This is a genomic window from Paenibacillus sp. 2RAB27 (assembly GCF_052115445.1).
Lineage (GTDB): Bacteria > Bacillota > Bacilli > Paenibacillales > NBRC-103111 > Paenibacillus_E.
Window position 1 is genome coordinate 136,667 of sequence record NZ_JBFRGR010000006.1, and the last position, 24,853, is coordinate 161,519.

The 24,853-nt window shown below is 44.9% G+C and carries 26 protein-coding genes; 14 read left to right on the forward strand and 12 right to left on the reverse strand.

Going from position 1 to position 24,853, the window contains the following annotated elements; all coding sequences use genetic code 11:
- The first annotated feature begins 140 nt into the window (after window positions 1-140).
- From AB4114_RS11450 to AB4114_RS11485, 8 genes are all read left to right on the forward strand, one after another.
- Complete coding sequence (locus AB4114_RS11450; RefSeq protein WP_441988577.1) at window positions 141-1,244, forward strand: HpcH/HpaI aldolase/citrate lyase family protein; 1,104 nt, start codon at window positions 141-143, stop codon at window positions 1,242-1,244.
- Complete coding sequence (locus AB4114_RS11455; RefSeq protein WP_441988578.1) at window positions 1,189-2,601, forward strand: phosphoribosyltransferase family protein; 1,413 nt, start codon at window positions 1,189-1,191, stop codon at window positions 2,599-2,601. The genes AB4114_RS11450 and AB4114_RS11455 overlap by 56 nt, the downstream gene beginning before the upstream one ends.
- On the forward strand, window positions 2,574-3,707 hold the full coding sequence (locus AB4114_RS11460) for a cysteine protease StiP family protein (RefSeq protein WP_441988579.1): 1,134 nt from the start codon (window positions 2,574-2,576) through the stop codon (window positions 3,705-3,707). The genes AB4114_RS11455 and AB4114_RS11460 overlap by 28 nt, the downstream gene beginning before the upstream one ends.
- On the forward strand, window positions 3,704-4,537 hold the full coding sequence (locus AB4114_RS11465; RefSeq protein ID WP_441988580.1) for an HAD family hydrolase: 834 nt from the start codon (window positions 3,704-3,706) through the stop codon (window positions 4,535-4,537). Before AB4114_RS11460 ends, AB4114_RS11465 begins: the two co-directional genes overlap by 4 nt.
- Window positions 4,534-5,556 carry an ATP-grasp domain-containing protein gene (locus AB4114_RS11470; RefSeq protein ID WP_441988581.1) on the forward strand — a complete coding sequence of 341 codons (1,023 nt, stop codon included), beginning with the start codon at window positions 4,534-4,536 and terminating at the stop codon, window positions 5,554-5,556. Before AB4114_RS11465 ends, AB4114_RS11470 begins: the two co-directional genes overlap by 4 nt.
- A gap of 261 nt (window positions 5,557-5,817) precedes the next feature.
- A complete protein-coding gene (locus tag AB4114_RS11475; RefSeq protein WP_441988582.1) occupies window positions 5,818-6,426 on the forward strand; it encodes a sigma-70 family RNA polymerase sigma factor in 609 nt (202 codons plus the stop codon).
- 56 nt (window positions 6,427-6,482) lie between these two features.
- Entirely contained in the window at window positions 6,483-7,127 is a 645-nt protein-coding gene (locus AB4114_RS11480) for a pentapeptide repeat-containing protein (RefSeq protein WP_441988583.1), read from the forward strand.
- 26 nt (window positions 7,128-7,153) lie between these two features.
- A complete protein-coding gene (locus AB4114_RS11485; protein WP_441988584.1) occupies window positions 7,154-7,717 on the forward strand; it encodes a 5' nucleotidase, NT5C type in 564 nt (187 codons plus the stop codon).
- A 328-nt stretch (window positions 7,718-8,045) separates the two neighbouring features.
- Here AB4114_RS11485 and AB4114_RS11490 read toward each other — a convergent pair whose 3' ends face one another.
- Window positions 8,046-8,945, reverse strand: a complete 900-nt coding sequence (locus AB4114_RS11490) for a transposase (RefSeq protein ID WP_441988585.1) — start codon at window positions 8,943-8,945, stop codon at window positions 8,046-8,048.
- Window positions 8,946-9,357: 412 nt separating this feature from the next.
- Here AB4114_RS11490 and yunB point away from each other — a divergent pair, with 412 nt between their 5' ends.
- The gene (yunB, locus tag AB4114_RS11495; protein ID WP_441988586.1) at window positions 9,358-10,089 is read left to right on the forward strand and encodes a sporulation protein YunB; all 732 of its coding nucleotides are present in this window, start codon (window positions 9,358-9,360) and stop codon (window positions 10,087-10,089) included.
- Window positions 10,090-10,122: 33 nt separating this feature from the next.
- Here yunB and AB4114_RS11500 read toward each other — a convergent pair whose 3' ends face one another.
- Window positions 10,123-11,169: a M23 family metallopeptidase gene (locus tag AB4114_RS11500; protein WP_441988587.1), complete on the reverse strand. Its 1,047-nt coding sequence runs from the start codon at window positions 11,167-11,169 to the stop codon at window positions 10,123-10,125.
- Between the two features lie 116 nt (window positions 11,170-11,285).
- Between AB4114_RS11500 and larC (AB4114_RS11505) the strand changes: the two genes are divergently transcribed.
- Entirely contained in the window at window positions 11,286-11,780 is a 495-nt protein-coding gene (larC, locus tag AB4114_RS11505; protein WP_441988588.1) for a nickel insertion protein, read from the forward strand.
- A 25-nt stretch (window positions 11,781-11,805) separates the two neighbouring features.
- On the opposite strand, the gene larC (AB4114_RS11510) is transcribed toward larC (AB4114_RS11505), so the two are convergent.
- From larC (AB4114_RS11510) to larE, 3 genes are read right to left on the reverse strand one after another with little or no spacing between them, the layout of a single operon-like run.
- A complete protein-coding gene (gene larC / locus AB4114_RS11510; RefSeq protein WP_441988589.1) occupies window positions 11,806-12,798 on the reverse strand; it encodes a nickel pincer cofactor biosynthesis protein LarC in 993 nt (330 codons plus the stop codon).
- A gap of 9 nt (window positions 12,799-12,807) precedes the next feature.
- On the reverse strand, window positions 12,808-13,581 hold the full coding sequence (gene larB, locus AB4114_RS11515; RefSeq protein ID WP_441988590.1) for a nickel pincer cofactor biosynthesis protein LarB: 774 nt from the start codon (window positions 13,579-13,581) through the stop codon (window positions 12,808-12,810).
- Window positions 13,578-14,426: an ATP-dependent sacrificial sulfur transferase LarE gene (gene larE / locus AB4114_RS11520; RefSeq protein ID WP_171629210.1), complete on the reverse strand. Its 849-nt coding sequence runs from the start codon at window positions 14,424-14,426 to the stop codon at window positions 13,578-13,580. Before larE ends, larB begins: the two co-directional genes overlap by 4 nt.
- Before the next feature lie 85 nt (window positions 14,427-14,511).
- On the opposite strand from larE, the gene lipA reads away from it, so the two are divergent.
- Complete coding sequence (gene lipA, locus AB4114_RS11525; protein WP_441988591.1) at window positions 14,512-15,459, forward strand: lipoyl synthase; 948 nt, start codon at window positions 14,512-14,514, stop codon at window positions 15,457-15,459.
- Window positions 15,460-15,507: 48 nt separating this feature from the next.
- Window positions 15,508-15,828: a YutD family protein gene (locus tag AB4114_RS11530; RefSeq protein WP_056613316.1), complete on the forward strand. Its 321-nt coding sequence runs from the start codon at window positions 15,508-15,510 to the stop codon at window positions 15,826-15,828.
- Between the two features lie 89 nt (window positions 15,829-15,917).
- Here the strand turns inward: AB4114_RS11530 and AB4114_RS11535 are convergent, their stop codons facing one another.
- From AB4114_RS11535 to ylbJ, 4 genes are all read right to left on the reverse strand, one after another.
- On the reverse strand, window positions 15,918-16,730 hold the full coding sequence (locus tag AB4114_RS11535; RefSeq protein WP_441988592.1) for an NAD kinase: 813 nt from the start codon (window positions 16,728-16,730) through the stop codon (window positions 15,918-15,920).
- Between the two features lie 77 nt (window positions 16,731-16,807).
- Entirely contained in the window at window positions 16,808-17,479 is a 672-nt protein-coding gene (locus tag AB4114_RS11540; protein WP_441988593.1) for a PilZ domain-containing protein, read from the reverse strand.
- A gap of 306 nt (window positions 17,480-17,785) precedes the next feature.
- On the reverse strand, window positions 17,786-20,380 hold the full coding sequence (gene glgP, locus AB4114_RS11545; protein ID WP_441988594.1) for an alpha-glucan family phosphorylase: 2,595 nt from the start codon (window positions 20,378-20,380) through the stop codon (window positions 17,786-17,788).
- A gap of 1 nt (window position 20,381) precedes the next feature.
- Complete coding sequence (gene ylbJ, locus AB4114_RS11550; RefSeq protein WP_441988595.1) at window positions 20,382-21,620, reverse strand: sporulation integral membrane protein YlbJ; 1,239 nt, start codon at window positions 21,618-21,620, stop codon at window positions 20,382-20,384.
- A 332-nt stretch (window positions 21,621-21,952) separates the two neighbouring features.
- Between ylbJ and AB4114_RS11555 the strand changes: the two genes are divergently transcribed.
- Window positions 21,953-22,345, forward strand: a complete 393-nt coding sequence (locus AB4114_RS11555; protein ID WP_056613325.1) for a globin domain-containing protein — start codon at window positions 21,953-21,955, stop codon at window positions 22,343-22,345.
- 52 nt (window positions 22,346-22,397) lie between these two features.
- Window positions 22,398-23,099 carry a DUF2225 domain-containing protein gene (locus AB4114_RS11560; protein WP_441988596.1) on the forward strand — a complete coding sequence of 234 codons (702 nt, stop codon included), beginning with the start codon at window positions 22,398-22,400 and terminating at the stop codon, window positions 23,097-23,099.
- A gap of 66 nt (window positions 23,100-23,165) precedes the next feature.
- Here AB4114_RS11560 and AB4114_RS11565 read toward each other — a convergent pair whose 3' ends face one another.
- Genes AB4114_RS11565 through AB4114_RS11575 form a run of 3 tightly spaced genes read right to left on the reverse strand, consistent with a single transcriptional unit; the run spans window position 23,166 to window position 24,716 of the window.
- Window positions 23,166-24,275: a diguanylate cyclase gene (locus AB4114_RS11565; protein ID WP_441988597.1), complete on the reverse strand. Its 1,110-nt coding sequence runs from the start codon at window positions 24,273-24,275 to the stop codon at window positions 23,166-23,168.
- 27 nt (window positions 24,276-24,302) lie between these two features.
- Window positions 24,303-24,548, reverse strand: coding sequence for a hypothetical protein (locus AB4114_RS11570; protein ID WP_082595376.1), 246 nt, complete (start codon window positions 24,546-24,548; stop codon window positions 24,303-24,305).
- 3 nt (window positions 24,549-24,551) lie between these two features.
- The gene (locus AB4114_RS11575; protein ID WP_068668182.1) at window positions 24,552-24,716 is read right to left on the reverse strand and encodes a YycC family protein; all 165 of its coding nucleotides are present in this window, start codon (window positions 24,714-24,716) and stop codon (window positions 24,552-24,554) included.
- Window positions 24,717-24,853: the final 137 nt, after the last annotated feature.

The window sequence follows — 24,853 nt, forward strand, 5'->3', positions numbered from 1 at the left end:
GTTTACCACATAGGAAAGTATAAGTTTTCGGTTACCGAAAACTGCATATTGGCGATAAAACCAACCTCTAAACGCGGTCGCTCATCCATGAATGGCCGCGATAGAGGTTTTCTCATTGAAATAAAGAGGGAGGAATCGGCATGCGATATTTCAATTATTTAACTGCGGATGAAGAGAAAGCTTTATTTTGTTTACCGCCGAATTCCTTCCATAATCATTCGCACAAAGACATTTTAGCTCATTCTGTCGGTGCTGCGCTGTATATGCCAGCGACCAGACGTTCGTTCGCAGAAGATATTGCTTTTGGTAAAATTGAAGGCTTGGTGTCCGTTGTCCTTGATCTGGAGGATGCTGTAGGTGATAACGAAGTACATGCTGCAGAAGAATCGCTTATTGGGCAAATGAATCAGATCGCCCATTGGATGGAAGTTGGCATTGTAAGTGCTGAGAATCTTCCGCTGATATTCATCCGTGTTAGAAGTGTAAATCAATTGAACTACGTACTAGAGAGACTGGAAGAGCATGTAGCTCTTCTAACGGGTATTGTGTTCCCGAAATTTACTGTGGAAAATGGCGAGGATTATTTTCAAGTTTTAGAAAATTACAACGATGAGAAGTCGGCATCTGCACCAATTTTATATGGATTACCGATTCTGGAATCTGCCTCGATTATTTATAAAGAAAGCCGCACTTTTACCTTACTGGCAATTAACGAAATTATAACGAATTTTAAGGATTTGGTCTTGAACATCAGGATTGGCGCTACTGACTTTTCAAGCTTATTTGGGCTGAGACGAAGTCCGGACAGAACGATTTATGACATTGCCCCGATACGGGATTGTGTCGCTGATATTATTAATATGTTTGGTCGTATGGAAGCCTCCAACGTGATTTCTGGGCCCGTATGGGAATATTTCCCGACGAAGGGACTCTTAAATGAAGTCATGCTCGATAAAGAGAATGGCTTGATCGGCAAAACAATTATTCATCCTACGCACATTAAACCGGTGCAAACTCTCTATGCGGTCACACATGAAGAATATACGGATGCTATAAGCATTCTGAAGAACAGTCATGGCGACCTTGGGGTTATGAAGAGTGTCTACGGCAATAAAATGAATGAATTCAAACCCCATTTCAATTGGGCAAAACGTATTCTTTTACGATCACAAGTTTATGGGGTGCTGCATGAACAACAAACCTTTGATGGATTACTCACTGGACCTAACCGAGCGTACGTATAAAATAGCAGGCGATTTGGAGCTTCACGTCACCGTGACGTCCAATCCCCACAACATACCGCCCGATGCGTTATTCGCGATGGCAGCGAGAATTAATAAGAAACGATCTTTCTTGTTTGTAAGCAAGGTGCTAGGCAAACATATCCCGGTGAATCCGTACACGTCACTGTTAAGTGGAACTACTTTAGCGATATTATTGCAGGAAGTGTTACAAGAAACGAAGTTAGAAGAGAAGGTAGGGCTGGCTGTTGAGGGGCTAATATACCCGGATAAAGCGGAAACGGCCTATAAAGCGATCATGTCTGAACGTTTACCATTAAAGCAGCCTATTGCTTTCATTGGATTTGCGGAAACAGCGACGGCCATTGGTCATGCGGTCTATGAAGCTTTTGGCCAAGGAAGCCATTATTTGCACACGACACGCGAAGTGATCGATGAATCACCGTCCATATTTCAATTCCAAGAAGAGCATTCGCATGCTACAGATCACTATGGATATTCCGATGACCCTGCCATACTTGCGCAACCTGAAATTCTCGTTCTCGTCGATGATGAAATTACGACAGGCCGTACCTCGCTTAATATCATTCGCGACCTGCAAGGGAAATACCCCAAGAAAATGTACTACGTGTTAGCACTGCTGGATTGGCGTACAGAGGAAGACATCCTACAGTTTGCCCAGTTGGAGCAGGAATTGCAGATTACGATTCACGTCATCTCATTAATCCGCGGGAATACGAAGGTAGTTGGCTCTAGCGAGAGCTTGCCCTTGCAAGCGCCTAGCCCTTTGCTTGAGGAGCGCACAGATCTGCAAATTTGCTATGTGAATCAGCTATTCTCGCATGCTCCTTATGCAGGGAACCGCCCTTATTTGCAGCATAGCGGAAGGTTCGGACTTACCCCCTCCAATTCGGAACAATTGGATCGTTCCATTACGCAGACGGCCGAGCTGCTTAAGCGTAAACGTACAGGGATTAAGACACTCTGTGTCGGCACAGGGGAGTTTATGTATATCCCAATGCGAATTGCCGCTGAGATGGGGGCAGGGGTGTCTTACCAATCAACGACACGCAGCCCGATTCATGTCACGGAACACGGTGACTATGCAGTGAAATATGGCCACGCTTTCCCCTCGCCAGAGGATGAACGAGTCGTGCACTTCTTCTACAATATTCCTTACGGCACGTATCAGGAGATCTTTCTTTTTATGGAGAGAGAAGCTTCCCCTTCGTCTATGGAGCCGATTGTGCGAATTCTCCAAGCCAAGGGACTGCACACCCTGCATATCGTCTTCTTCTCGCCGCAAACGGTCGATTGGAAGGAGGCTAAGGTATGGAAGCTTGGCAATCCAAACGCATAGATGCTCCCCAACCCATGGGGAGTTATCCACCATCTGATGTGACATTTCTACTGAAGGATATCAGCAACATAAAGCTGGAAGTCGCCTTAGAAGCTAGAGAGCGAGCTATTCAATCTGGAACGCACTATTCCGAAATGCTTCCTCAGGAGCATCTGCCCTCCTCGGATTATTTGAACCTGTATCATGAAACCCTCGAGCTGTCTGCCGAGAAAGTAGCTGTATCCGTAGGTGTGGTTGCTGAGCTTATCCGAACCAAGAAGGGGGCGAACACGGTCCTTGTTTCCTTGGCTAGAGCGGGTACGCCTGTTGGCATTTTGATCAAGCGATACTTGCAAGATATCCACCAGATGAACCTGCCGCATTATAGTATCTCAATTATTCGGGGTAAAGGGATTGATGAGAACGCTCTCTTGTATATGTTGCAGAAACATCCGGGTGCAAGGCTGCAATTCATTGATGGGTGGACAGGCAAGGGGGCCATTCGTAAAGTGCTTACCCAAGCTTGTGTTAAAATGGCAAGGGATTACGGGATCATCCTAGACGATGATCTAGCGGTACTCGCCGATCCTGGGCATTGTACAGACATGTTCGGAACCCGCGAGGACTTTCTCATTCCGAGTGCATGTCTGAACTCGACAGTCTCCGGATTAATGAGTCGCACAGTGCTGCGCGATGATTTGATTGGCCCGCATGATTTTCATGGCTCGAAATATTACAAAGATTGGCTGGATCACGATCAGTCTAATCATTTTATCGAATCGATTGTTCCCTTTTTCAACAAGGTGACTAAGGAAGCCCAGGAGTTGGCCCAATCTTTAGTGACTAATCCACCTGAAATTACCTGGCATGGCTTACGGGATATCCAAGCGATTCAGACGACCTATCTCATGGCTGATATCAACTTGATTAAGCCTGGTGTGGGAGAAACAACTCGTGTGTTGCTTCGGAGAGTACCGTGGCGGATCTTGGTAGATCGCATGGATAATCCGCATATTCGGCATATTTTGCTGCTAGCTGAGGCGCGTGGTGTACCTATTGAGGTGTATCCAGGCCTCACGTATTCGTGTTGCGGCCTCATACAATCTGTGAAAGGGGATGCCGAATGATTTATGCCAGTGATTTAGATCAGACCTTAATCTACTCCCAACCAGCAGAGCGAGCGGAGCATTTGGGGGAACGTATCATGGTTGCCGAGCTGATCGATGGCAAAGTGAGATCTTATATGTCCTCCAGCACGTATCAACGGTTACAAGAGCTGATGAATGAACTCATTTTCATCCCTGTGACAACGCGAACGATTGCCCAATATGAGCGAATACATCTCATCAGTCAAATTCTGAAACCCCAATATGCGGTTACAAGCAACGGGGGGAATATGTTGATCGATGGCAAAGTGGATACGGAATGGCGAGATCTCGTTAGGACCCGTGTTAGCGAGACGAGTGCTCCTGTCGAGGATGTCCTGCCTGTCATGCAGGCAGTGCTGCAGCAGGATTGGTTGATTAGCTCGAGCTTCTGCGATGAGTTATTCTACTCGCATATCGTCGAGCGCGACCGCATGCCTGTGCAGGAAATAGCCGATTTGAGCAAACTGTTGAAGAGTAAGGGCTGGCGCACTTCTGTTCAAGGTAGGAAGGTCTACATTGTCCCTGAGGCCGTGAGCAAGGGGGCAGCAGTTGCTCATCTGAAGCAAATACTTGATGGTCGGAAAGTCATTGCTTCCGGTGACTCCCTGCTGGATCAGAGCTTGTTAGACATCGCTGATTATGCGATTGCTCCAGGTCATGGAGAGTTATTCCGCCAAGAGCAAATGACCCCGTCTGGGATATACAGATTTACGGAGGAATCCGGCATTTTTGCAGCTGATGACATCACCGCATTTGTTCATTCCACACATAGCGAGCATCGAAAGTTGCTCATAAAGGAGCCCTCATGAAAAAAGTATGGTTTAACCGCTGGTTCTCTGTTGCTTATCATTACATGAACAGCATCCGTAATAATGAGGATGGGGCTCAGTTTAAGATGTATGCAACGCATCCGGATCGTACCCACATGGCGCTGCAAGCAGCGGACTTTGCAGATACAGAGCCTGTTCTTGGCGATGACGACTATGTGGAATTTGCCCTGAATTTTTGTAAACAGCATGGGATTGATGTGTTTATTCCTAGGCTGCATATGTATGCGATTGCCAAACATATCGATGAGTTTGAGAAAATAGGTACACGCGTAACGGTGTGTCGTGATCTGGAGCTCTTAGAAAATCTCATGGAAAAGCAGAAATTTTACGAGTCCATCCGGCCTAAGGGGATCGTCGCGATTCCGGATTATCATGTGGTGAATACGGCTGAGCAGTTTCTTAAAGCGCATGATGCGCTTACTGCGGCTGGGCATGGCGTCTGCATGAAGCCAACGAATGGTGAGGGCGGCAATGGATTTCGGATTATCAGCAATAAGCGAAATGCGCTCACTGATATGTTTGGACCGGTTATGCCGTATCTCACGAAAGAGCAAGCCTACCAGAACTTATCGACTGTGGAACGATTTGATGACGTCATGGTTATGGAAGTACTGGGTGGCCATGAATACAGCATCGATTGCTTAGCTTCCGCGTCTGGTGAGCTTCTTGCGGCTGTCCCGCGTCGTAAGGCGGATGGACGATTGAGGCTATTGGAGGAAGTGCCAGAGCTGATTGAACTTGCTAATCGGGTAGCTGCTACCTACCGCATTCCGTTCAATTATAATATTCAAGTCAAATACAATCAGGATGTACCGAAGCTGTTGGAAATTAATCCGCGGATGTCAGGCGGTTTACATGTCACTTGTTTATCGGGCATTAACTTCCCGTATTTAGCTGTGAAATCACTGCTTGGTGAACAGGTTGAGGTCCAAAAGCCAACCTTCGGCCTATTGGCAAGCCATATTGAGCAATATGTTATTATGAATCTCGGTGAATAATCACTGCCGCGCATCATATCTTTGATAAGAGATGATCATTTCGTATCAATCAGCGAAGAGGGTGCGCGGTATGATCGTAGGCGGAATTATCTTATTCGGAATTATTGTAACGCTAATCGTCATAGCAAGTGCAGAGAAAGCGGAATATGTGTCCAATTTTATCGATAAATAGTCATCTTTGAAGCCTGAAAAGGTTTCTTTTTTTTGCTTCAATTTGGTAGAATAGAAGATAGGTAGTTTACTATGTGAAGGAGATTTAACATGCTGCAATTAAGCGATAGTCAACTTGCAACAATGTGGAGTCAAGGAGATGCGAAAGCGTTTAATCGACTTCTGGAGCTGTATAAGGACAGAATTTATCGATTAGCTTTTCGTATGCTTCGAAATAAATCAGATTCCGAAGATGTTGTTCAGGAGACTTTTTTGCGTGCACATTTGAATTCTCATCGATTTGACGCTACCAAAAATTTCTCCAGCTGGATCTTTAGTATTGGCAAAAATGTTACGATTGATCTGATGCGGAAGAAGAAAAAAGAGCTCTCCATGGATACAAGTGGGTTTCCATCCCAAGATGAACGCCCCCTGATTGAGAAGTTGGTGAGTCATGAGAAAACGCCTGAGCTTCAGCTTATTGAACAGGAAACGTATAGCCAGGTGGAACAAATGATTCAAGATCTGCCAGACAAATACAAAGACCTCATTGTTTACAAATATTATTTGGATATGTCCTTAGAAGACATCAGTCRAGAAGTGAATTTACCTGTTTCTACGATTAAGACGAGGCTTTTCCGTGGCCGGAATTATATCAAAAGAAAATGGGGATCCTTATTCTTCATGCTGCACAGCTTATCCACGATGATCATTTTATAAAGGTAAGCCGGTAAGGCTTATTTTTTTGCCCATTACCTTATGTTAAGGAGTTTTTCATGAGTAATCTTAAATTAGATGCACCTAAAATGCCTAAAGAATTGCCCATCATAACCTTGCAAGAAGGAAAATTTGAACCTGAAGATAGTTTTCATACTGGCATCATAAGTGATTGTATCATTGATAATCAGTCAGCCTATAAGGTCGCGTTTGATAAAGTAATTTTTCGCAATGTGACATTTACACGAATCGCGATGAAAGAAATTGAATTTACGGATGTTATTTTTGATCGATGTGATTTATCGAATGTCGACTTTACAGAAGCAACGATACATCGAACGGAATTTCGGAATTGCAAAATTATCGGCATGGATCTTACTGGATCTACATTACGAAACATCCTTTTTCAAGATTGTTTAGGGGATTTTTCGACTTTCCGAATGGCAAATCTCAAACAAATCACGTTTCATACGTGTTCTTTAAACAACTCTGATTTTTATGAAGCGACTTTGCAAAAGCTACAATTTGAGGTTTGTCAATTAGAACAAGCACAATTTACGGGTACGAAACTGGATGGGATCGACCTCAGCACATGTGAATTTACAAGCTTAGGTGTAAGTATTGAAGATCTGCGCGGATGTATCATTTCTAGAGGACAGGCTTCGGTATTTGTAAGTCTTTTTGGGATCAAATTAAAGGAATAGAGGCAAGGTGAATGGAGGGGGAGACGGTGAAATTTGGATTTGATATTGATGATACCCTCATTAATCTAAGAGAGCATGCGTTTCATATTTATAATCAGAAGCTGCAGCAGGACATTGGGCTAGAGGTGTTTCATGCCTTGCCAACGATGGAAATTCACAGTGCTTTTGGACTAACGAAGGAAGAAGGCGGGAAGTTGTGGTACAGCCTGCGTGATGAGATTTATTATTCAGACTGTGCGTTATTCCCCCATGCGCGTGAGGTTTTGAACAAGTTGGTGGAGCAAGGTCATGAGGTGTACTACATTACGGCTCGCGCCAAAGAACATACGGAGCGCACACGACAATGGTTGCTCGACCATGGATTCCCTGTCGTAGAGGGGCATTTTTTCTGCGGGATGAGTGATTCCGAGAAAGTACATATTATTGAGGCATTGGAGTTGGATTATTATTTTGATGATAAACCGACCGTTCTGGAGACATTAGCCCACCTGCCTGTCCGCATTTGTGTGAAGGACAGATCCTATAATCAACATCTGGAATTGCCGCGGATTACGTCTTGGGATGAGCTAGATGAGCTTATGAAGGGTTAAACAGTGAAAAGAGGTACTCGCATCGTTACAAAACGATTCGAGCACCTGGCTGAAGGGAGAGCAGATCTTGCTCTCCCTCTCCAAATGTCTACATAGTCACTAACTCCAAACTTTCGTCCTCATCCAAATGATGCGGACGAAAGTTTTTTGTTTTTATATTGCTGCGCCATAAAAACGCCCCAGTCTCTAATTACCCACAAAACTAACGCAAGATATTTTATACTGTTCTATATCTTTCACAGCCATCTATGTCCACTATCCCCTTAGCTCAGAAAAATGATAATACTGTAATTTAAAAGTTGGTGATAACGAAATAAAATGAAGGAGCCTAGAAGACATAAAAATGCGAGAATTGAGTAGTGTCCTCAGAAAGATTAGTCGCTGCACTATTACTAAGAATGCATCGTTTAATCAAGTTTTCGAAAATAGGTATTTTGGAGGTAGTTAGATTAATTCGGTAGCAGAACTCGTCTAAATAGCTTTGAAGATGACGGGCGCCGATGCCATGGAAGGTAGTATTAATCCAAGTGCTTGCTTGTTTAACAATTTCAAGTAGGGGTCGCTGCCGTTTTGGCGTATAAAATCCAGTAATCGAGTGGATCTCTTTCACAGTAGGTTCGATATGTTGCTGCTGAAAGGTGGATATGTCGCTTTTAGTAATATGTTTATTTGTAGGATGGGACGGTATAACATGTTTAATTTTGATATGCGTAGGTTCGCCTGAATCATTGAGTGATGAGCCTACGAGCAGGAGATGTTCTTGAGGATGTTTGTGGACAGTTGGATTGAAGGGTTTTCCATAGATAGCGGAGTTAATTTGGACTGATCCTGAGAGCGGACTTTGGTTATCCGCCTGTAGGATGGAATTGCGAATTTTATGCAGGATTAGCCAGGCTGTTTTGTAAGTGACTTTAATAAGTCTTGAAAGCTCCATGGCAGTTGTACCAATATGAGTACGCGAAAATAGGAAAATTGCCAATAACCACTTACGAAGCTCAGTTCTGGAGCCTTCCATAATCGTTCCTGAAAGTAATGAGACTTGGAAACGACATCGGGAACATTCATACAAGGGTAAACGTCGAGTTGTAGTTACATAGGCATGACGATGTTCACAACGTGGACAATAAAAGCCTGAAGGCCATTTTGTTTGAAAAAGAAAGTCAATGCAGATATCTTCAGAGGAAAAATAATTATGAAATTGCTCGTATGACAAACTTGAAATGTCCATAATAATCCTCCCTAAAATAAATGGAATAGAAACGTTTGTTCTCTTTTTTTATTATTTTACCAAACATATGATCTGTTTTCAATGATTTGTATAAAAAAGCTGGCTTCTTTTTCTGAGTGAAGGGGATAGTGGGGATACGGTTTGACGAGAAGAAGTAGTGGAGAGAAGGGCAGGTAGGGGGAGAGTGATTGGGGAAGGTAGTGAGTAGGATAGGGGAGTGCAATGAGGGGGGATTTGATTAAGGGCGGCGTATGTTAGTAAGGAATGAAGGATGATGAAGGATTGGATCGTCTTTTTCAAAACATGTCCGCATAAGGTAGTACTAATGAATTATGGCGAATAAGTAGGATTTGGTCACGGAGGAAGGGGGAGAAGCATGCTGCAGAGGCGACGATGGAGAAGCAGGCCAACTGTGAAAACAAGCCGTAAAAAGGTACTGTGGATTGGTTTGCTCATCTTAGTCTTGTTTTGCATTCAGTTTTTTATTTTTATAGAACGGAATCTAAGACCGCCTTTGATGAATCTGGCGAAGGTTAGGGTTAAGCAGATTGCAACCCAAGCGATAAATAGTGCAATCGCCGATCATGTGGCAGGGGGAACGAATGCAGAGCAATTAATTGATTGGAAAATGGATAAAAACAACAAAATTACAGGTTTTATGTTGAATTATAATGAGCATATGAGGATTACTTCGGAGGCTATTAAAACGGTCCAAGGCGAGTTGAATAATCTGGAAAGTATTGCAGATCATATTCCCCTTGGGCAGGCTATGAATAGTGCTATTCTCGCCTCTTTTGGCCCAGATATCCCGATCAGATTACTTCCTGTTGGAAGTGTGAAGGTGGATTTAAACACACGAACTCAAAATGCTGGTATTAATATGGTGATGTTTGAGGTATATGTGCACATTGTTGCAGAGGTTTCTGTTATTATCCCTTTTGATTCAGAAACTGAAATTGTAGAGACTGAAATTCCGATTTCTTATTCGCTTGTTGTGGGGGATGTTCCTACTTATTACTATGACAATAAAGGTAATCCAGTGGGAAGTTCGAAGGATGGCAGCCCACCGAGCATAACGTTACCAACTATTCCGCACTCAGGGGCAACGAATTCTACGCCCAAGGAGGGCATAATCAAACCATAAGCCCCAAAAAATAAACCCACCGTGAAGGTGGGTTTATTTCTTTTTAGCTCGATCTTCGCGCTCCCATCTTCGTAAGGATGGATAGGGATCGTAGCTCCACTCTGTTGAGCCGTTATCACGGTATAATCCGAAGTGAAGATGAGGGGGAAATTTACCGGATGTACCTGGTTTTCCATAGCCGGAGCTGCCGACCCAACCGATAGTTTGTCCGGGCTTGACGATATCGTTTATTTTGAGCGTTTTTTGAAAGCCGGAAAGGTGGGCGTAGTAGTGATAAATGTTGTTGAGATCACGAATGCCAACTCGCCAGCCACCGTAGGGGTTCCATCCTTTGATTTCAACGATACCATAGCAAGTGCTTCTAACAGGAACACCGTAGCCAGCGAATAAATCTGTACCTTCATGAGTACGGTGCCCACCCCAGCCGCGACTATCTCCCCACGTGCTACGATAAGAATAGTCGGATGAAATTGGCAGTGGGAATGCATGAGCATTTGCTTCTAGTGTGCCCAAAGACTCATAGATCGCAGCGAATTGACGGATGCGTTCTACGCTACGTGCGTTGTGGTAATAATTCCAAAGGTTCATTTGTAAGTTATCAACTTTCGTTCCATTGTTGCCTAAGATCGCTGCCATAGCCGCTAGTACATCTAAATCGTTGGCACGGTCAGCGATGCCATCCCCCGATCCATCCCGCCCTAAGCCATGGAAGAAGGAAATCCTTATCAAATTGGAATCGTTTGGATCTGGATTAAGCATACCCGCCCAAACAAGTTCTGAAAAATAAATATTCGTGATGCTTTGTTGAACGGTTCTTTTTTTGGCAGTGTTTATGGTTTTCTCATATTGATCTACAGCAGCTAGGTATGTCCAAGGAATACCCGTAAGTAAGCTTATTTTTTCAAAAAGCTCTTTTCGCTCCGATTGTGAAGGTTTGGTCGGTTGGGAGCTAGGTATTGGAGCTATCTGATCATTTGTCATAGCTGATGATACATCCATATTTGAAAAAGGCGGTAATGTGATTGTTGATAGGAGGAGGCTAAGGACGAGAACCTTTGACCAAAATGCTCTGCTTTGCATCTCTATCATCCTTCCTGAAATGTTAGTTCTTAGGATGTACGGATGTCTTGTTGTTTATCCTTCGATCTTTCGTTACCGCGGGATATTTGCTATGATGCCAATAAGAGGTGGGAAAAGTGACTTTTAACCATAGAGAAGAGCATATTGATGATCAATTGTTATTAGTTCAAGCCAATTTGGACGATATGAATCCGGAGTGGATGACTTATGTGATGGATAAGCTTTTTGATGCAGGTGCTAATGATGTATATATGGTACCCATCATTATGAAACGAGGACGTCCTGGAATCATGCTGAATGTATTAGTGGATGAGGGTCGTTTGTCTCCGATTGAGGAGATTATTTTTAGTGAAACGACCACACTTGGCATTCGATATCTTCATGCATCTTGTCATCGATTAGCCAGAGAATTTGAGCGTGTAGAAACACCTTGGGGACCCTTAACGGTAAAAGTTGGTTATCACGCAGGAAAATTAGTGCAATTTGCACCTGAATTTAAGGAATGTGAACAAGTAGCAAGGATGCATGAAGTACCGCTGAAGATGGTTTATGAGGAAGTTAGGTTATTATTCTTGCAACAACTGAGACAAAAAAACGCTCTTCCATTGTGATGGAAGGGCGTTTGTCATGTCTACGCTATTGTGGGGTGCCAGGTGTGGCATCGCCATGATGCGTGTGCGTATGAGAGTGATCATGATGATGATGATCGTGATCGTGTTTATGATCATGGCTGTGTGAATGATCATCGTGTGTATGCGTATGATCATGATGGTGGTGATGATCATCGTGTGTATGCGTATGATCATGATGGTGGTGATGGTCATCGTGCGTATGTGTATGTTCATGACTATGATCATGCGCTAGATGCTCATGGCTAATTTGCCATTTACCAATAAATGGATCAACTCTACCAACTACAACGCGCAGCACATTGGGTTGCTTGGGTAAGTCCCTAGTGCCTGCACCATAGCCAATATGATCAACGACCATGGGTGGGAAGCTTTTGGAAAATTCATCAGCAATTCCTGAAATAATACCGGCTCCCGTAGGCGTTGTCATTTCTAAACTATAAGGAGTTGATGCGATCGGTAAGCCTCTCATCATCTCCAGTGTGGCAGGAGCGGGTACTGGATAAATACCATGATCGATATGTATGGTTCCTGATCCTAGTGGTACTGGAGAGGAGAAAATACGCTCGATTTGCAAGGAATCGATGGCTAATGCAACACCTACGATGTCAACGATGGAATCAATGGCACCGACTTCATGAAAATGTACTTTTTCAATAGGTATCCCGTGAATCTTAGCTTCGGCAATCGCAATTTTTTCGAAAATAGCTAGGCTTAGTGCTGTAACACGCTCATTGTATTCTGCTTTTTGAATGGCATTGACGATTTCTGAATAATGTCTGTGCTGCTTCGGAGGATGTTCAGGGTCGAGTATGACATCCAGCTTAAGAGCAGAAATGCCGCGTTTCACAACGCGCTTCCATTCCAAGGTGTAGGGCTCTAGTTTGATTTTGGAAAGCTCATCCTCAATATAAGCACGATCTGCTCCCGCATCAACCAAAGCGCCAAGGGTCATATCGCCGCTAATTCCAGAGAAGCAGTCCAAATATAAAATGCGCATGGTTGTAATTCACGCTCGTTTCGACATATTTTTGTTAATGAGTCCTGCATAATAACCAGCGCCAAAGCCATTGTCAATGTTAACGACAGAGATGCCCGGCGAACAGCTATTGAGCATGGACAGCAGCGGTGCGATCCCGGCAAGGTTCGCACCGTACCCAATACTCGTCGGCACAGCGACGATGGGTTTAGAGACAAGCCCGCCCATGACACTGGCGAGTGCGCCCTCCATGCCGGCAACTACCACAATCGCGTTCGCACCGCGAATGAGCTCGAGCCGGCGGAAGAGCCGGTGAATGCCAGCGACACCCACGTCGTATATACGTTCAACGTGGCTGCCTAGGCATTCTGCCGTAAGGGCAGCCTCCTCCGCCACAGGGAGGTCGGAGGTGCCTGCGCACACGACGGCGATATAGCCGTCGTGGACTTTGAGCAGCGGGCGCTTAAACCAAGTGAGCGCCCGTGCAGTTTCGTGGTAGGTGACACCTTCCACGTTGGCTACGACATAGGCGGCTTTGGCCGCGTCGACCCGTGTGGCGAGTACGCGGTCGGTATGCTCCATCAGCCGCCGGAAAATGGCCTCGATCTGCTCGGGCGTCTTGCCTTCCCCGAAGATGACCTCGGGGAAGCCTGTCCGCTTCTCGCGATCGATGTCGAGCTGCGCAAATCCAAGATCAAGGTTGGCGGGACCTGACCCGCCTTCCTTGATGATTTGCTTCTTGGCTTCGTCGATGTCCAGATCGCCGGTCTGGACGAGTTTTAGGATCTTCTCTAAGTCCATCATAAGGAAGCTTCTTTCACCTTATCTTTCGTTTCTTGAGATAGCACTTCATTCATACTGCCAGTGCGGTAGCCTTGCAAATCTAATGTGACATATGTAAAGCCAAGCTTGCTAAATTTCTCGTAGATCGCATCGCGATGTTCAAGGACTTTGTGAATCTCGTCCGGCATGACTTCGATCCGAGCAATCTTCTCGTGATGACGCACACGTACTTGATAGAGACCTAGTTGGGAAAGGAAATATTCGCCTTCATCCAATTGGTCAATCTTCCACTTCTCGATTTGCGTACCATACGGTATACGAGAAGATAAGCAGGCAAATGAAGGTTTGTTCCATGTTTTCAGACCAAGCTCTTTGGAAAGCGCTCGGATCTCGTCTTTGGTTAAGCCGGCTTCTTGCAGCGTACTGCGGACGCCTTGCTCATTCTTCGCTTGTAGTCCTGGTCTATAGTCGCCTAGATCGTCGACATTGGAACCATCCAAGAGAAACGGATAGCCCAGTTCCTTCGCGATGTCTTGTAAATGGGAATAAAGCCCTGTCTTGCAGTGGTAACAACGGTCAGGATTATTGGCAACGAAATTCGCGTTCTCCAATTCCTTTACCTCTGTTTTGTGCAAGCGAACGCCAAATTGTTCAGCTAGTTGTGCAGCGGCATCGAACTCCCTCGTGGGAAACGTTTCAGATGCTGCAGTTACGGCAAGGACTTGGTCACCAAGCTCTTGCTGTGCACGTTTGAGGACGAATGTACTGTCAACCCCTCCGGAGAAGGCGACGATGACACGGCCCATGTTTCTTAAAATTTCACCAAGCTTGCGATCTTTCTCGCGCGTCACTTCAGTTATGCTCATGTTTCTTTCCTCCCATACAGCCTTTATGTAGTAAGCTGAGCTGTTTTGGTCCATCTAAACAAGTGTATCACAACTGACCCCCAAAGTGGATTGTTTTGTCAGTCATTCATGTTATAATAACATCATTGAGAAACCAAATAAAAAGGCGGGAATTACAGTGCCTAGAAAAGTGTTAGAGAGAAAACCAGACTGGTTAAAGATCAATCTGAAGACCGATGAGAATTTCAAAGAAATTAAATCGATGATGCGTTCCAAGACGTTGCATACAGTTTGTGAAGAAGCCAAGTGTCCGAACATTCATGAATGCTGGGCGAATCGGACAGCGACTTTTATGATATTAGGTGATATTTGTACGCGTGCTTGTCGCTTTTGTGCAGTTAAAACAGGTCTCCCAACGGAGCTTGATTTGGAAGAGCCGGAACGTGTTGCAGATGCAGCGCTACAAATGGGGCTTCGTCATTGTGTTGTTACTTCGGTGGCACGCGATGATTTAACAGATGGCGGTGCCATGATTTTCGCTGAGACGATCAAAGCGATCCGTCGTAAACTGCCGATGTGCACAGTTGAAGTGTTGATTCCTGACTTTCTAGGTCGAGAAGAATCACTAGCTATCGTGCTTGAGGCAAAGCCAGATATTCTGAATCACAATATGGAAACGGTAGAGCGGATGTCAGATCGTGTTCGTTCTAAAGCGAAATACCGTCGTTCCCTCGAGCTATTGCAGCGTTCTAAACGGATAGCCCCGAACATTCCAACGAAATCCAGTGTCATGATTGGTGTAGGGGAAGAGTGGGACGAGCTGCTACAAACGATGGAAGATCTGCGAGAAGTGGATTGTGATATTATGACGATCGGTCAATACTTACAGCCGTCCACGACGCATTTATCGGTATCCAAGTATTACACACCTGAACAGTTTGCTATGCTGAAGGAAGAGGGCATGAAACGCGGCTTTAAGCACGTGGAATCGGGTCCGCTGGTACGCAGTTCCTATCATGCACATGAACAGGTGAAAGCAGCATCAAGCGTTTAGAAGGCGAATTCAATGAACGGATCATAGAAAGGAGAGCTTCCTACCACCATGATTCATATTGCCAATAAAACATACGAGCTTGTTACCGATCACAAAAATGGTTGGAATTTCGAAGTGTTCAAGGAACGCTTCAGCGAAGTGTTGGAGCGGTACGATTATATTGTGGGCGATTGGGGATATAGTCAATTACGACTGAGAGGGTTTTTCAAAGAAATCCACCCAAAAGCGACCAAAGAATCCTCCATCGCAGCTCTTCAAGATTATTTGAATGAGTACTGCAACTTCGGCTGTGCTTACTTTATTATCGAGAAAGTAAACGCGCCTAAACAACAAATACCGTCTGAAGTTATTAGTTCTACAACGGTTTAATCAGCAATAAACCAAATAACGCCATCTGAACTCCAACAAGTGTGGAGAGCAGATGGCGTTATGTTTTTTGTTATACATGCGTGTAAAGCTTATTTTATTTCAAGGCCAACGAAGGCTTCGCGAACCCGATTCCAGAATGGAAACGGACGGAACCGTGCGAACTTTACTTTCACATTGGAAGCCACTCGGCAACGAATGGAAACGACATCGGCACGCTGCATATATAAATGGTCCAGCGACAACAGCATATTCTGCTGTGCTTTTGGATAAATGTCACAGTGGTGATGCTTTGGCAAGATCATCGATGAACCTAGTGTTCGATACACGCGATTGTTAATCGATGCGATCTCGGCAATTTGAATAGCTTCAAGCGATGGATGGACCATGGCGCCGCCTAAGCTCTTGTTGTAAGCCGTACTGCCTGCAGGAGAAGATATGCAAATACCGTCACCGCGGAACATTTCAAACATTTCATCGTTCACGTGAAGTCTTGCGACTAGTGAAACTTCGATCCCACGGATCGTAAACTCGTTAAGTGCGAGGTGTGTTTCAACACCCTTGTCCGTCGTAATTTCGATTTCGACAACGGGGTAGCGCACGACTTGCAACTCCTCTGGTGTTGCGACACTAAACATTAATGAAGCTAGATGATCTAATTCGTCCGGCTTCCAATCTGCGAAAAATCCAAGATGCCCCGTATGGATCCCAACGAATGCGATATGATCTAACTTGTCGACATATTTATGAAAGGCTTGGAGCATCGTGCCATCTCCGCCAATGGACAGGACGATATCGGGATGGTCTTCATCCCTTGGCATGCCTTGCTGAGCGGCGAGAGCGTGGAAGCGTTCGGTCAGCCCCTTGGAGATGTCATCGCCTCGTTCAATGACGTTATATTTCAATCTTGTTCCTCCTAAGAGTTTTGCTTTAGCAAAAATTGCTTCGTAAGCGTGGACTGAGTTTTCGTAGAATTATAATCTTAATAATTGGAACAGAAGGCATCAATATCTTGGAGAATGGATTCAGGCGTATACCGAAATTCTGCGGCGACCCGATAGCTGTCGTTGCTGAAATGCGTAACTCTTACAATTTCACCATAGACAGTCATAGGCTGAGAGACATTCGGGAGAATGAAGCTGAACTCCAGAATCAATGGAAAGAATAGTCGATTGGATGTGACAAAGGATAATCCGCCAACACTGATATCGAGAAGTTGTCCAGTAAAAGCGACACCCTTCTGAGCAGATAAGCTTCGAATGCCAGCGACACGCAGTGTAATCGGTGTACGCAGTGTAAGCTTAGCACGAGGATGTCTGCGGTTTTGATGTTGAAAAACTTCCTCTGGAAGAGATAGAGTCAGGGAACAGATCGTTTTTTTTAGTTCAAGCCCAATCAAATCGACATAGGCGTAATATAAAATGGCACCATCTTTGAAAGAAAATTCAACGAAAGAAACATGTTCGAGCTTGTCAAAGGGGTAGACACCCAATTGTTCAAGACATACGGTTATCGAATCTTCGCTTATTTTGTCGATAGCAAAGTTATCTTCAAAGCAGAAAGGTTGTCCATCTTTACTTTCACCAACAATGATAATATGACAATCCTGATTTGGTGAAAAAGAAGCCAATTCTAGTACCTTATTCCAATCCATAGCATCACCAAGTCGTTAGATTTACATTCACATCTGCCTGTACATCCTGTAAATACTCTTCTCATCATAATTTATCTAAGTCAATAAGAAAAGCCCCAAACGGGGCTTTAGCTTAGGTTAAGCGATTTTACCACATAGGAAGTTAAGTTTTCGATACCGAAAACCGCTTTCCTATTGGCGATAAAACTTACCTCTCCTGGGGTCCCTACAAAGTAATCGGAATTTGCTTCGAAGGTTAGCGTCACTTTGAGGGGTAGAATAGCGGTCGCTCATCTTTGAATGGCTTCGATAGAAGTTTTCTCATTATTAAGACAAGGTGCTCGTAACGAGGGAGAGTTCAAACGAATGCGCAAAGTTGGTTGAGATCGGACGCACACGAATCGAGAAGTGAGGTCCATGAATAAGATGGGATGGAATGGTTGCTTGGAAGCGCTGCGATTGCTCAATAAGTTCCCCGATTGGAGCCATGAGGATGATTTTCTGCTCCCACGTTTCGCCATTTTCTGCATAATAAATGACTTCAACTGCCGTATCCTGCGGCCAAATAGGGCCGAAATGGATTTGCGCCGTAATCTCTTTCGTTGATGGGAGAATCTCGTCTAAGGGAACGTCAGAAGTCGATTTATCGGCATGATCATCAATATTCATTATTCTTACCTGATGCCAATTGCTGCGGATAAACTGCTTGTAGTCGGCAACTTTGGTAGCCACATCATAATTGTCCGCGACAAACAGACGAGCACGTTTGGCTGTTGGTACATACGAAAGATTCGTGTAGTCCTGCACCATTCGGTGCGTATTATAGACGGGGCTGAGCGATTGAACAGACCGCTTCATGCGTCCAATCCATTGATGAGGGATCTCACCCTGATTGTAGTAAAGAGGGATAATCTCATTCTCCAAAAGGTGATAAATCGCTTTCGTATTTTCTTTTTCCTGTGCGGCCCAGTCCGCGGCTCCCGTGGATCCGATAGCCCAACCATTCATACCGTTGTAGCCTTCCTCCCACCAGCCGTCCAGCACGCTGAAATTAAGAACGCCGTTCATGGCAGCTTTCTGGCCGCTAGTTCCGCTAGCCTCAAGGGGTCTGCGAGGGTTGTTTAGCCATACGTCGACGCCTTGAACGAGATAGCGAGCCATGTTGATATCATAATTCTCGAGAATAACGACTTTACCGAGAAACTCTTTTAATTGAGAGATGCGGTAAATTTCTCGGATGAGATCTTGGCCTGGGTAATCAGCAGGGTGGGCTTTCCCAGCAAATATAAATTGCACGGGTCTCTCAGGATTATTAATTAATTTCTTGAGCCGATACAAATCATTGAAAATCATATTGGCCCGTTTGTAAGTAGCGAAGCGTCTGGCGAACCCAACTGTAAGGGCTTTAGGATTTAAATAGTGCCTAACTTCTTCAATCCGTTCTTCGGATTCCCCGTTACGTTTGCGTTGCTCCATGAGACTATTGCGAGCATAACGTACCAGATCATCTTTCAAATGCTGATGAACCTTCCAAATGGATTCATCGGGAATGACCTCAATTTGCGCCCATTGATGCTCGTTGGACTGCTTTGCTCGCCATGTGCCGGGGAGGAATCGATCGAAGAGCTCCTTCCAAGCAGGGGCGGTCCAAGTATCCAGGTGGACACCGTTCGTGATAGAGCTGATCGGCACCTCGCTGGCATCGATATGACCATGGAATTCCTTGAACATTTCGCGTGAAACTTGCCCATGCAGCTTGCTGACGCCATTGCGCAACCCCGCTGTATTCATCGCTAGATGTGTCATATTGAATTGACCGGACTTATGATCAAGCCCTAATGAAATAATGCTTTGTTTATGCTTAGGCAGCTCGCTGAAAAGGTGACCGAGATAGTGTTCCACCATCCCGACGGAGAACGTATCATGACCTGCTGGAACAGGTGTATGGGTCGTGAAAACGGTGGCGGAGCGCACGGTCTCTACAGCTACATGAAAAGGAAGGCCCATGTGAAGCAATTCCTTCAACCGTTCTAACGTGAGGAAAGCCGCGTGACCTTCATTAATGTGGTACACATTCGGGTAAATACCGAGTGCACGCAGCACTTTGACACCACCGATTCCCAGTACCATTTCCTGGGCGATCCGCATATCTTGATTCCCGCCATACAGCTGTGCGGTCAACTCTTTATCTGCGTCTTGATTGGCTTCATGATCGGTATCCAGCAAAAAGACCAGATTGCGTCCTACCTTAGCAGCCCAAACCAAGACGGTGATCGTACGACCAGAGATATCAAGTGAAACTGTGAGCTGCTGGCCATTTTGAAGTACCGGACGAATCGGTAATTGCTCAAAATCATAGGGGAATAATTCACTTTGCTGACTGCCGCTCGCATCAATCTTTTGCGTGAAATAGCCTTTTTTATAGAGTAGGCCCACGCCTGCAAGTGGTATTCCGAGGTCACTGGACGATTTGATATGATCGCCGGCAAGAATGCCGAGCCCGCCTGAATAAATCGGAAGCGATTCATGAAAACCAAATTCAGCAGAGAAATAAGCAATTTGCACATTTTCTTCGTCGGCATAGTTAGTTGAATACCAACTGGGTTCATTCAAATACGTATCAAATCTTTGCATGACTTGGCGATAACGCTCGACAAAATCAGTGTTCTGGCTTAAGGCTTCAAGCTGGGGTTCCTCTAGCTCATGAAGAAGTCGAACGGGATTGTGACCGAGGGCTTTCCAGCGGCCAGGGTCGATGCTTTCAAAAAGCTGCAGAGCATCATGGTTCCAGCTGAACCATAAATTAAAAGCCAGCTCGCGAAGTCGTTCAATCGCCTGCGGTAAACCTTTCGCCTCTTGGGGGTCGGCTGCTATCATATCTGAATATTCTCTCCCTTTATAAACATGATCGTAATTACCCATATTATCTTGTTCCACCAACCTTTTCATACACCAGTCTAAGTAAGGAATATGCGAGGAAGAGACTCATGATGACAGCAAAAGCACCAACAAAGACCATCGCACTTATCGGGAAAATAAGCTTTAGATAGCTAATAACGGGTGAATTCGCCTCATAGTACGGCATGAATACAGCCTGGGGACTTCGAAATCGCTGCATAGGCTCCCAAATCAGGAGAACAATAGCAGCAGAGAGTATGCCGTGAAGGAGGCGGGCAAAAAGGAACGGGAGATAGCGCATGTTGGTATGGCTTAATAAGCTGACAATTTGAGCATGCACGGACATGCCGGCCCAGGAGAGGATAAAGGCGCCTATCGCGACTTTACTGGAAAGGGCAATCGAAGCAGGGGCACCACCTGCAGCTTTAGCACCCAGTGTGACTTCGAATAACCCATTCATGACGGCTTGCGAGAGCTCGTGAGGCAACCCTGTGATGGATAAGAGGGATGTAATTAACAGATAGAACACATTCATAACCTGGGCAGAAGTAAGCACCTCTAGAACGACAGAGAAGAAGACAACAAGTCCACCTACAACGAACATCAAGCGGAGAGAGTGGAGAATCGACTCACTTAATAAAGTACCTAAAGATCTTCCATCCCGTAATCTCGCGCTATGCATTGTTTGGAAGGCTTGTTTCCATATAGAGCCCCTCTCCCTAGGTGGCCCAGGAGTAGGTAAGGCTTTCCTGCCATGAAACCGCATGATGAGGCCAATCATGAACGAGCCTCCATAGTGGGCAATGGCCAAAATAAAGGCTAAGGTGGCATCGTGGAAAAAGCCAATCGATACGGCTCCGATTAGAAATATCGGATCCGAGCTCGTTGTGAAGGCAACAAGCCGTTCGCCTTCTTCCCGGTTGACCAGCTTCTGTTCCCAGAGCTGAGCAGTTAACTTAGCCGCTACGGGATATCCCGCGGCAAAACCCATCGCCATCACGAATCCGCCTATCCCAGGGATACGGAAGACGGGACGCATCATCGGATCAAGCAGTGTACCGAAGAAATGAACGATCCCGAAGCCGAGCATAATTTCGGAGATAACGAAGAAGGGAAACAGGGCTGGGAAGAGCACATCCCACCAAATAGCAACACCGCGTAAAGCGGCTTGAAAACCGTCATGCGGGAATAGAACCAAGCATACAATGATGCCTATAATAACAAATGACATAAGCAAGGCTGKGGTGAAGTTTTGTTTCGGCATAGATCGTAGATACCTCCTCTTAGTCAACTATATGAATAAGCTTGGACATACATACCGTCCCGAATTTCATGAAATAGTAGATAGATAAGCGCCTATGTCCAAGTAGGACTGTATAGTCGTTTAATTTGGTTCTTGGGACTGTTCAGTCCTTGTTTTTATGGTAAAATAGAACTAGTAAAACTAAAATCCATACGTCGGGAGTGATTCAAATGACAGGTGTCATTGCCGGATTGGTTGTCTGTATGTTCGTGTTTGTCATTCGAGAAACGCTCATGCACGCAGGGGACGAGGATTTAGAGAACTATTGAATACGAATTGCGAGGTTTCTTGGTATGTCAGAGAGCAAAAACAGAACCATATTTGAGTTAATGGGGGGGGCGGAGACGGTAAGTCGTTTGGTAGAGGCCTTCTATCCGAAAGTACAGCAGCATCCGTTACTTTCGCCGCTTTTTCCTGCTAACATAGACCCAGTTATAGAGAAACAGACGTTGTTTCTAACCCAATTTTTCGGTGGCCCAACCTTGTACTCCGATCGCCACGGTCATCCGATGATGCGAGCTAGGCATATGCCTTTTCCGATTACAAGAGAGCGTGCGGATGCATGGTTAGCTTGTATGACAGAAGCGATGGCTGACATCGGCATGCCGGATGATTTACAGGATTTTCTAATAGAACGGCTTAGAGGTTCTGCTTATCATTTCATCAACACACCTGAGGAAGATTAGTCCATTCTTCCCATACAATATTTATTACTTAGGGAAAAAGGCGGGATATCAAGTGGTCGAACCCTTATATGAGATCTCAGTAACATGCACTTACTGTACAAATACGTTCAAGTCGAAGAAGGTTCGACCTAGCTTCAAGAAAGCAAGTAAATCGGATTCAGATTTCTGTATTCACTATAAGGATGTTAATCCCGATTACTACGTTGTACGGATCTGTCCTTTCTGCGGGTACGCACATACGGAGAACTTCTCGGATAAATGGACTCCGGGAGAACGAGCTATGTTCCATGAAAAAGTAGCTCAGAACTGGTCAATGCGGGATTATTGCAAAGAGAGAACGTGGGAAGATTCCCTGCAGTGCTTTAAGCTAGCGCTGCTAAGTGCGCAAATTAAAAACGAGAAGTCACGCGTGGTTGCTGGATTATTGCATCATTTGGCTTGGCTTTACCGGATTAAAGGTGACTGGGAGCAAGAAGAACGTTTCCTCTCATTTGCACTAGATGCGTATGTGAATGTGTTCGAAACGGAAGGTATGGATTTAAATAATGCGAAGCTTATGTATTTAATGGGCGAGTTGAACCGGAGATTAAAACGTTTTCCCGATGCGGTTAAATGGTTTTCACGGATTATTAATGATCGTAAAATTATGGACGCCGGGATGATTAGGGCTAGTCGCGAACAATGGGTGACAACGCGAGAAGATATGCTTGCTATGCGTCTAGAACTGCCGGATGAGATGAAACAAGCTACGTAAATAAACAATAGATCGGCATTCAAATAAAATGAACGCTTAGCCATGACACGGTATCTAACCGGATGGTTAAGCGTTCATTTTTTGTGCGATTCCTTGTGGATGCTTGAATAGTGTGGGACGGTTTTTGCCAGTATGCTTGGATTGATAGAGGGCGTGATCGGCTTCCGAGATCAGTGTTTTAAGATCCATGTGTGGAGAGTCAGCCGTTGAGATCCCGATAGAAATAGAGATGGGAGCCGCTTCCAAGCCGTTCTTTTTGTAGAGAAATAATTCCGCAATGGAGGTGCATAAGGTTTGGCCGTAGTTAAGGACTCGAATAGGGTCTGTTTCCGTACAGAGCAGAATAAATTCTTCTCCCCCATACCTCGCCAGGTAATCTTGCTCTTGAATCAAATGACGAAGAACAGAGCTTACTTCTTGGAGTAATTGATCGCCTTCTAAATGTCCGAATCGATCGTTATACAGCTTGAAATTATCGAGATCAATCATCATGATAGATACTTTACGCTTATGTAAGGTACTTTGAGCGATAGGCATAAAGCTTCTTAAGTTGGGCAGTTTGGTCAAACCATCTTGATTCGCTTGCATTTCAAGCTTGCGCTGCAATCGCCAATTGTTGTTCTCGTCATTCACCATAATGATGATCATGAAGAGGGTGGCGGAGGTAATGCCAAACATGAACAATTGATCAAGGGTATAGGACCAAGATAAGCTGCGTTCCAGGAAGCTATGGGTAAGTATACGCATAATGAAAACGAAACCACATATTTGTAGCGAGAGTCGAATAGGTATGTCCAAGAAGCCATTGCGGTATTCTTTGTTATGGAAAAAGGAGCTAATGAAGGCTGGGGCAATGAGGTCTTGTGCGATGATGAACCAGGCTTGATTTTCTTGTGAAATAATACTAGTACCAGCAGGCAGTATGGTCGAGAAGAGGGCAACAGGTAATCCGTATCGCAATCCGGCCATGAAGATGGGTAACGAGCGTAGATCGATTAAGCCGAATGCCTCAGGAAGTGGAACCAGCATCATGATGATGCTGGCTAACCCTGTAAGCAAGGAGGCGAATAGATGTTCATGCGAATCAATTAACATCTTGCTATGAACTTTCAAGGCTAAATAATTTAAGGTAACTAATGTACATGCGCTTGTCAAAGGAATGAGGTACTCATTCATAAAGGTTCGTTTGCTCCTTGCAATGAACTATGAATTATGTTTATTTCGTACCGCGGTGTCCGCTAGTAAATAATCGCGATCTGTATCCACAAGCGTCAACTTGTTATGACAACAAGGGAAGACAAGCAGTTTCTTTTTCCCCTCGTGTATGGACTCGAGCTCATGAATTTTGAGCGGCAGCAAGACATTTGAGCTTAGACAGAACGGACATTGGGCCACATAAATGTCCTTCATGATGATGTCGTAAGGCCAAGTGTTAGCAAAAGGTATCAAGGGTTACTTCGATTCCGATTCGCTCGTGTCTGACGATGTGCTTTTCGCGAGCTCTGCTAATTTCTGAAGAAGAATATGTTGTGGCATATGCATGAGATGTTCTAATGGTACTTTAAGCTGCTCCGCTAACTTAACAGCTGTTTCAGGAGAAATTTGTAACGGTTTCATAATTTAGAAATCACCCATCCTGTTCCGATTTAGTCCGAAGGAACTATACATAATTGAATCATACTTTTTGAAGAGAAGCAATGAGGAAGATGCGGATAGTTGGCGAATGCCTGGTGGATATGATTTAATTAAAAGTG

Excerpts from the sequence above, each read along its gene's own strand:
- AB4114_RS11555 (WP_056613325.1), top strand. The coding sequence starts at position 21,953 with ATGTCAGAGAGCAAAAACAGAACCATATTTGAGTTAATGGGGGGGGCG.
- larC (WP_441988589.1), bottom strand. The coding sequence starts at position 12,798 with ATGCGCATTTTATATTTGGACTGCTTCTCTGGAATTAGCGGCGATATG.
- glgP (WP_441988594.1), bottom strand. The coding sequence starts at position 20,380 with ATGGGTAATTACGATCATGTTTATAAAGGGAGAGAATATTCAGATATG.
- AB4114_RS11480 (WP_441988583.1), top strand. The coding sequence starts at position 6,483 with ATGAGTAATCTTAAATTAGATGCACCTAAAATGCCTAAAGAATTGCCC.
- AB4114_RS11450 (WP_441988577.1), top strand. The coding sequence starts at position 141 with ATGCGATATTTCAATTATTTAACTGCGGATGAAGAGAAAGCTTTATTT.
- AB4114_RS11500 (WP_441988587.1), bottom strand. The coding sequence starts at position 11,169 with ATGCAAAGCAGAGCATTTTGGTCAAAGGTTCTCGTCCTTAGCCTCCTC.
- AB4114_RS11455 (WP_441988578.1), top strand. The coding sequence starts at position 1,189 with ATGAACAACAAACCTTTGATGGATTACTCACTGGACCTAACCGAGCGT.
- AB4114_RS11565 (WP_441988597.1), bottom strand. The coding sequence starts at position 24,275 with ATGAATGAGTACCTCATTCCTTTGACAAGCGCATGTACATTAGTTACC.
- AB4114_RS11530 (WP_056613316.1), top strand. The coding sequence starts at position 15,508 with ATGATTCATATTGCCAATAAAACATACGAGCTTGTTACCGATCACAAA.
- AB4114_RS11490 (WP_441988585.1), bottom strand. The coding sequence starts at position 8,945 with ATGGACATTTCAAGTTTGTCATACGAGCAATTTCATAATTATTTTTCC.
- AB4114_RS11575 (WP_068668182.1), bottom strand. The coding sequence starts at position 24,716 with ATGAAACCGTTACAAATTTCTCCTGAAACAGCTGTTAAGTTAGCGGAG.
- AB4114_RS11470 (WP_441988581.1), top strand. The coding sequence starts at position 4,534 with ATGAAAAAAGTATGGTTTAACCGCTGGTTCTCTGTTGCTTATCATTAC.
- AB4114_RS11460 (WP_441988579.1), top strand. The coding sequence starts at position 2,574 with ATGGAAGCTTGGCAATCCAAACGCATAGATGCTCCCCAACCCATGGGG.
- AB4114_RS11540 (WP_441988593.1), bottom strand. The coding sequence starts at position 17,479 with ATGGATTGGAATAAGGTACTAGAATTGGCTTCTTTTTCACCAAATCAG.
- larE (WP_171629210.1), bottom strand. The coding sequence starts at position 14,426 with ATGAGCATAACTGAAGTGACGCGCGAGAAAGATCGCAAGCTTGGTGAA.
- AB4114_RS11465 (WP_441988580.1), top strand. The coding sequence starts at position 3,704 with ATGATTTATGCCAGTGATTTAGATCAGACCTTAATCTACTCCCAACCA.
- larB (WP_441988590.1), bottom strand. The coding sequence starts at position 13,581 with ATGATGGACTTAGAGAAGATCCTAAAACTCGTCCAGACCGGCGATCTG.